The following is a 6599-nucleotide window of genomic DNA, read 5'->3' as shown; positions in this document are numbered from 1 at the left end:
CGCGCCTGCGCGATCTGGTCATTGCCCCGGCCGGAACTGTTCTTTTTAACTTCGCTCCGCTCGTTTTCCTCCTCGCCGCTCGGCACTTTGCAAACTGCGTTTGCATTGCACTCGCCGGCAGCGTCGGTTGTGAACAACAAAGAACAAAAAAACTTTAGACGGATGCTTCGCATCCTCCAGCGGCCGACGGCCCAACTCTTTGTCCGCGCGCTGACGGAAATCTTATTCAAACGCGAGCCACGCGTTTGAATGATTCCCTTTTCCAGCAGTCGCGCGCGGGTCGAGCTTTATCCCGCCTGCAACTGGCCTCGGGCCGGCCAGGCCCCACGTCCCGTGGACGGAAAATGCTTACGCATTTCCACTACCAGCCTCAGCCCAAATCTCAAGACTCCTCTACCCCAACTACAAAAACTCCTCTCCCGAAACTTCGTGTCGAAGTTTCGGGAGAGGAGCCTAATTTCAAAAACACGTACTACAAAATACTGAATGCCACGGTCAAACCCGCCATCACAATCGCCACCATACTCATCAGCTTGATCAGAATATTCAGCGACGGCCCGGAAGTATCCTTGAACGGATCCCCCACCGTATCGCCCACCACCGTAGCCTTATGAGCATCCGAACCCTTACCGCCGAGATTCCCCTCTTCGATATACTTTTTGGCATTGTCCCACGCACCGCCCGAGTTGGCCATAAAGATCGCCAGCACGAACCCCGCACCCAATCCGCCGACCAACAGCCCCAACACCCCCGCCACACCGAACACGATCCCCGTCACGATCGGAGCCACGATAGCCAGAATCGACGGCAACAGCATCTCCCGCTGCGCCCCTTTGGTCGAAATCGCCACACAGCGTGCATAGTCCGGCGTCGCCTCGCCCGTCAGAATCCCTTTGATTTCACGGAACTGCCGGCGAACCTCCTCAACCATACTCTGCGCCGCCCGCCCCACGGCGTTCATCGTCAACCCACAGAAAACGAAAGCCATCATCGAACCGATAAAGACCCCGATCAAGACCTTCGGATTCATCAGATTCACCTGATAGTACTCCATAAAGTCAGGCAACGTAGCCGCCTCGACCGGCACCGCATTACCCAGCACCTCGATGGTCTTGACGCCGATATGCTGCAGCCCCATCTTGATCTCCTCCAGGTACGAAGCCATCAGGGCCAGCGCCGTCAGGGCCGCCGAACCGATCGCAAAGCCCTTGCCCGTCGCCGCCGTGGTATTCCCCAGCGCATCCAAGGCATCCGTCCGTTTGCGCACCTCCGCCCCGAGACCGCTCATCTCGGCATTCCCGCCGGCATTGTCCGCAATCGGCCCGTAGGCATCCGTCGCCAGCGTGATTCCCAGCGTCGAGAGCATCCCGACCGCCGCGATCCCGATCCCGTAGAGCCCCAAAGCCAAGTTCTGAGCCGTCAGCATGTTCGCCACGTCGAACCGGATGGCACACAGGAAAGCCAGCACGATCGCCACACAAATCGTCATCACCGGAATCGCCGTCGAGAGCATCCCGAGTCCGATTCCCGAGATAATCACCGTCGCCGGCCCCGTTTTTGAACTTTCGGCCACTTTCCGGGTCGGTTTATACGACTGCGAAGTGTAGTATTCCGTCGACTGGCCAATAATGATCCCGGCCACAAGCCCCGCAATCACCGAGAACGAAATCCCGAGCCAGTTTTCCAGCCCCAGCAGATAGAGGATCACGAACGTAGCCACGGCAATGAGCAGCGAACTGGTGTTCACCCCCAGCCCCAACGCGCTGAGGAGGTTTTTCATCGACGCCCCCTCTTTCGTCCGCACGAGATAGATCCCGATAATCGACAACAGAATCCCGACAGCGGCAATCAGCATCGGCGCGAGCACCGCCCGCAGCTGCATCTCCGGCGCGAGCGCGAAAGCCGAAGCCCCCAGCGCCGCCGTAGCCAGTATCGAGCCGCAGTAGCTTTCATAGAGGTCTGCCCCCATCCCGGCCACGTCACCGACATTGTCGCCCACATTATCGGCAATCGTAGCCGGATTCCGCGGGTCATCCTCCGGAATCCCGGCCTCGACTTTCCCCACCAAATCGGCTCCCACATCCGCTGCCTTGGTATAGATCCCGCCCCCGACACGCGCGAACAGAGCCTGGGTCGAAGCACCCATCCCGAAGGTCAGCATCGTAGTGGTGATAATCACAAGCTTCTGAGTAGTGGTGATATCATCATAGAACCACTCGAGCACCAAGTACCAGGCAGAGATATCCAGCAGCCCCAGGCCTACCACCACAAGCCCCATCACCGCCCCGGAGCGGAAAGCGACTTTCAGCCCACGGTTCAGCGATTCGGAAGCGGCCTGCGCCGTCCGGGCCGAAGCGTACGTCGCAGTCTTCATGCCGATGAATCCGGCGAGACCCGAGAAGAAACCGCCGGTCAGAAACGCAAACGGCACCCACGGGTTCTGGACGCCGAACCCATAGGCCAGTACGGCAAAAAAGGCGCACAACACCAGAAAAACGATCCCGACGATCTTATACTGCTGTTTCAGATAAGCCATCGCGCCTTTCCGAACATGGGCGGCGATGGTCTGCATGGTCTCGTTCCCTTCGCTCTGCCGTTTCATGTGCACGAAAAAATACCGGGCAAACCCGAGGGCCAACAAGGCTGCACCCGGTACGAGCCAGAAAATCTGAGGTATGTCTGTATTCATAAGCGGTTGTTTTTGAATGAGCTCTGTTTGGTGTCTGAAAGATAGACATTTTTTTCTTTCGACCGCCTCCTGCTCTCGACTTTTCCTCCTATTTTTGCTCTCTATCAAAAATCAATCGGTTTTTCGCACGCTGTTCTTCGAGCCGGATGGAACCGTACCTTTTCTGAAGAGCCGAGCGGCGAGGAGGAAAACGAGCGCAGCGAAGTTAAAAAGAACAGTACCCTCCAACCCAATGAACGAGATGCAGAATAACCGATCGTTTTTAATACTGAACGATATGGAAAAGTTGAAAAACGAAGAATTGGGTCGTCCCGCCCCCTCGGACTTCGCCCGACAACCCAAGATGTCCGTCGTCGTCGTCCTCGACAACGTGCGGAGCGCCGCCAACGTAGGCGCCTTTTTCCGGACAGGCGACGCCTTCGGCATCGAGCGGATCGTACTGTGCGGCATCACCGCCCAGCCCCCCTCCCGCGAGATTCACAAAAGCGCCCTGGGAGCCGAGCTGACCGTCGCCTGGGAATACGCCGCGAACAGCACCGACGCCGTGGAACAGCTGCGCGCCGCAGGCTATACCCTGATCGTCGTGGAACAAGTCCGCGGAGCGACCCTACTGTCGAGCTGGAGCCCCGCAGAGCAGCCCGGAGAGGAGCATTTCGCCATCGTCTTCGGCAACGAAGTGGAAGGCGTCGGACAGGAAGTGGTCGATCTGTGCGACGGAGCGTTAGAAATTCCACAGGTCGGCACCAAACACTCGCTGAACGTAGCCGTGAGCGGCGGCATCGTGCTGTGGGAATTCTTCCGACGGTTCGGACGCCGCTGAAACAGCGACATTTTTTCGACCGCATTTAGCCGCAAAACCCTACTTTTGTAAAGCCGTTGAGAAATCGCCTCGGCCCTCGCCTCCTCACTATGGACTACACCCTCTCCCACCTCGTCCGCCTCGCCCGCGACCACCGGTCGGACAGTACGCTGCACGGCCCGGATCGCCGTTTCACCCACATCGTCACCGACAGCCGGAACAGCATCGCCCAACCCGACACCGCCCTGTTCGTCGCCCTCGTCGGGCCCAATCACGACGGACACCGCTATATTCCGGAGCTCTACCGGCGCGGCGTGCGCTCCTTCGTGGTCGAACGAATGCCCGACACGCCGCTCCCCGACGCCTCGTTCGTAGAGGTCGCCTATCCGCTGGCCGCTCTGCAATTGCTGGCCGCCGACCACCGGAGCCGATACCGGGGCATCGTCGTCGCCATCACCGGCAGCAACGGCAAAACCGTCGTCAAAGAGTGGATCGCCCAGCTGTGGCCCGAGGCTGCCGGCCGGCTGCTGCGGAGCCCGCGAAGCTACAACTCGCAGTTAGGGGTCGCCTTGTCGCTGCTGATGATCGAAGGGGACGAAGAGTGGGTGGTGATCGAAGCCGGCATCTCCCGTCCCGGCGAGATGGAGCGGTTGGAAGCGATGATCCGACCGCAGATCGGCCTGGTGACCAACATCGGCGAGGCGCACGGCGAAAATTTCGCCTCCGAACAGCAGAAATTGGACGAAAAACTCCGGCTCTTTACCCACGCCGAGACGATTATCTATCCGGCGGACGGCTCGATCGTCCCGGAAACCGTCCGCCGGAGCTGCAACGGAGCGGGCCGGAGAGTGTACGATAACGAATCCGGCCTGAAAGCGATTCGGAACTCCGACGATTTTCCGTTCCACGACGCCGCGTCGCTCCAGAACGCGGCGTTGGTCGACGCGCTCTATCGCGCGATGGGGCTGCCGCACAAGCCTTTCACCGAGCTGCAGCCCGTCGCCATGCGGCTGGAGCTGCGGGAAGGGATTCTGGGCAGCCTGGTAGTAAACGACAGTTACAACAGCGACCTGACCTCGCTGGGCATCGCCCTCGACTACCTCGGCCAGACCGCCGGCGAGCGGTCGAAAGTACTGATACTGTCCGACATCCGCCAGGCCGGCAGACCCGGACAGGAGCTCTACGACGAAGTAGCCCGCCGCGTGCGCGAACACCGGATCGACGACTTCGTAGGCATCGGCCCGGAGCTCGCCGCCGCGGCCGGACGATTCCTGACCGCGGCCGGACTCCGTCCGGAACAGGCCCGTTTCCACGCCACGACGGACGACTTCCTGCGCCACACGGACAAAGAACGTTTCGCCGGGAGCGCCATTCTGGTCAAGGGAGGCCGGGCGTTCGGCTTCGAGCGCATCTCGCGGCTGCTGGAAAAACGTACCCACACGACCACATTGGAGGTGAACCTGAACGCCTTAGCAGCCAACCTGGCCCATTTCCGCGCCATGCTCCGACCCGGAACACGGGTGATGGCGATGGTCAAGGCCTACTCCTACGGAACGGGATCGGCCGAGATTGCGTCGATGCTGCGGCACGAGGGAGTGGACTATCTGGCGGTCGCCTTTGCGGACGAGGGGATCGCCCTGCGCGAGGCGGGAATCCACTTGCCGATCGTGGTGCTCAACTCCGACCCGGGGAGCTTCGCCGTGATGGCCGACTACGGTCTCGAACCGGAGATCTACTCGTTCGCCTCGCTGAAAAGCTATGCCGACGAGGTGCGCAGCCGGGGGATGGCCTCGGCGCCGATCCACCTGAAGATGGACACCGGCATGCACCGCTTGGGATTCGTTCCGGAAGAGATCGCCGAGCTGTGCGCCATGCTGCGACAGGAGAAAGCCGTGCGCGTGCGTTCGATTTTTTCGCACCTCGCCGCCTCGGAAGACCCGGCTGAAGACGGCTTCACCCGCCGGCAGATCCGCCTCTTCGACGAGATGAGCTCGGAGATTGTCGAATCGCTCGGCGACCGTTCGATCCTGCGCCACATCTGCAACAGCGCGGGAATCGCCCGCTTTCCGGAAGCCCATTTCGACATGGTGCGTCTCGGCGTGGGACTCTACGGCATCGACGACCCGACGCTGCAGGTGGCGGCGACGCTCAAGACCCAGATCGTGCAGATCAAGGAGCTCGCGGCGGGAGAGACGGTGGGCTACAACCGGCGCGGGGTGGTGACGGCACCGATGCGCACGGCGACGATTCCGATCGGTTATGCCGACGGGATGGATCGCCGGCTGGGACGCGGAGCAGGTTCGGTCTCGATCCGGGGCGTGCTGTGTCCGACGATCGGGAATATCTGCATGGACACCTGCATGATCGACATTTCGGGAGTTCCGGAAGCGCAGGTGGGCGACGAGGTGGTCATCTTCGGCGACCGGCCGACGATTCGCGAGGTGGCGCAGGTGCTCGGAACGATCTCGTATGAGGTGCTCACGTCGATATCGGCACGCATCAAGCGGATTTACGTGCGCGAGTAATCGCTCTCTGCGGGCGCCCGGGCTACCGCCATCGGGAAACGGGCGCGCTACGGTTTATCGGCAATGGCGGGTACAGCTGGGGTTCCACGATCAACGGGACTAACAGGGTGTTCTTGGGTTTTTACACACAGTATCTCTATCCGAGCACTTCGGACAACCGCGCTTTCGGTTTTCAGCTGCGTTGCCTCTCAGAATAAACGCGCCCACAAGGCGTTCTACTGGCAGCCTCTGCCCCAAGCAACTGGCTGGGTCTACCCTAAATAAATACAAGGCCGCCTCTACCCTAAACACACCCTTTCTTTGGTCTGACTTTACGCGGGACGCCACCACGCCGTTAAATGGGACTTTCCCGTACTACTCGGATGGGGTTCCTGGAGAGTCTTATGGCTCAGGCCATTACAAGGCTACTAACGGTCGTCTCTACAAGGTAAGCACCTCTGGCGCGGGAACCCCGCTCGCCTGGTACCCCGCCCCGGGCTTCCGCGACTATGGACGAGGTGGTGCTGAAGGTGCAGCCAGATACGTCGGCAGCTATGGTTACAGTTGGTCGTCCGCCACGAACGGTATCTACGGACAGTACTTGGTT

Annotated in this window: 4 protein-coding genes; 3 read left to right on the top strand and 1 reads right to left on the bottom strand. The window is 60.4% G+C overall.

Features of this window, described 5'->3' with window-relative positions; translation table 11 throughout:
- The coding region (locus QZ302_RS07965) for a hypothetical protein (protein ID WP_294594285.1) at window positions 1-249 on the top strand (249 nt) is incomplete at its 5' end.
- 223 nt (window positions 250-472) lie between these two features.
- On the opposite strand, the gene QZ302_RS07960 is transcribed toward QZ302_RS07965, so the two are convergent.
- A complete protein-coding gene (locus tag QZ302_RS07960; RefSeq protein ID WP_294594284.1) occupies window positions 473-2689 on the bottom strand; it encodes a sodium-translocating pyrophosphatase in 2217 nt (738 codons plus the stop codon).
- A gap of 277 nt (window positions 2690-2966) precedes the next feature.
- Here QZ302_RS07960 and QZ302_RS07955 point away from each other — a divergent pair, with 277 nt between their 5' ends.
- Together QZ302_RS07955 and alr are read left to right on the top strand one after the other, a co-directional pair.
- The gene (locus QZ302_RS07955) at window positions 2967-3509 is read left to right on the top strand and encodes an RNA methyltransferase (RefSeq protein ID WP_294594283.1); all 543 of its coding nucleotides are present in this window, start codon (window positions 2967-2969) and stop codon (window positions 3507-3509) included.
- An 89-nt stretch (window positions 3510-3598) separates the two neighbouring features.
- The gene (alr, locus tag QZ302_RS07950; RefSeq protein WP_294594282.1) at window positions 3599-6013 is read left to right on the top strand and encodes an alanine racemase; all 2415 of its coding nucleotides are present in this window, start codon (window positions 3599-3601) and stop codon (window positions 6011-6013) included.
- Window positions 6014-6599: the final 586 nt, after the last annotated feature.

The organism is uncultured Rikenella sp., from assembly GCF_910579375.1.
GTDB lineage: Bacteria > Bacteroidota > Bacteroidia > Bacteroidales > Rikenellaceae > Rikenella.
This window is presented reverse-complemented; position numbering and strand designations above follow the sequence as displayed.

What these genes read in the sequence shown, in the direction of transcription:
- QZ302_RS07960 (WP_294594284.1), bottom strand. Translation starts at nt 2,689, where the DNA reads ATGAATACAGACATACCTCAGATTTTCTGGCTCGTACCGGGTGCAGCC.
- QZ302_RS07955 (WP_294594283.1), top strand. Translation starts at nt 2,967, where the DNA reads ATGGAAAAGTTGAAAAACGAAGAATTGGGTCGTCCCGCCCCCTCGGAC.
- alr (WP_294594282.1), top strand. Translation starts at nt 3,599, where the DNA reads ATGGACTACACCCTCTCCCACCTCGTCCGCCTCGCCCGCGACCACCGG.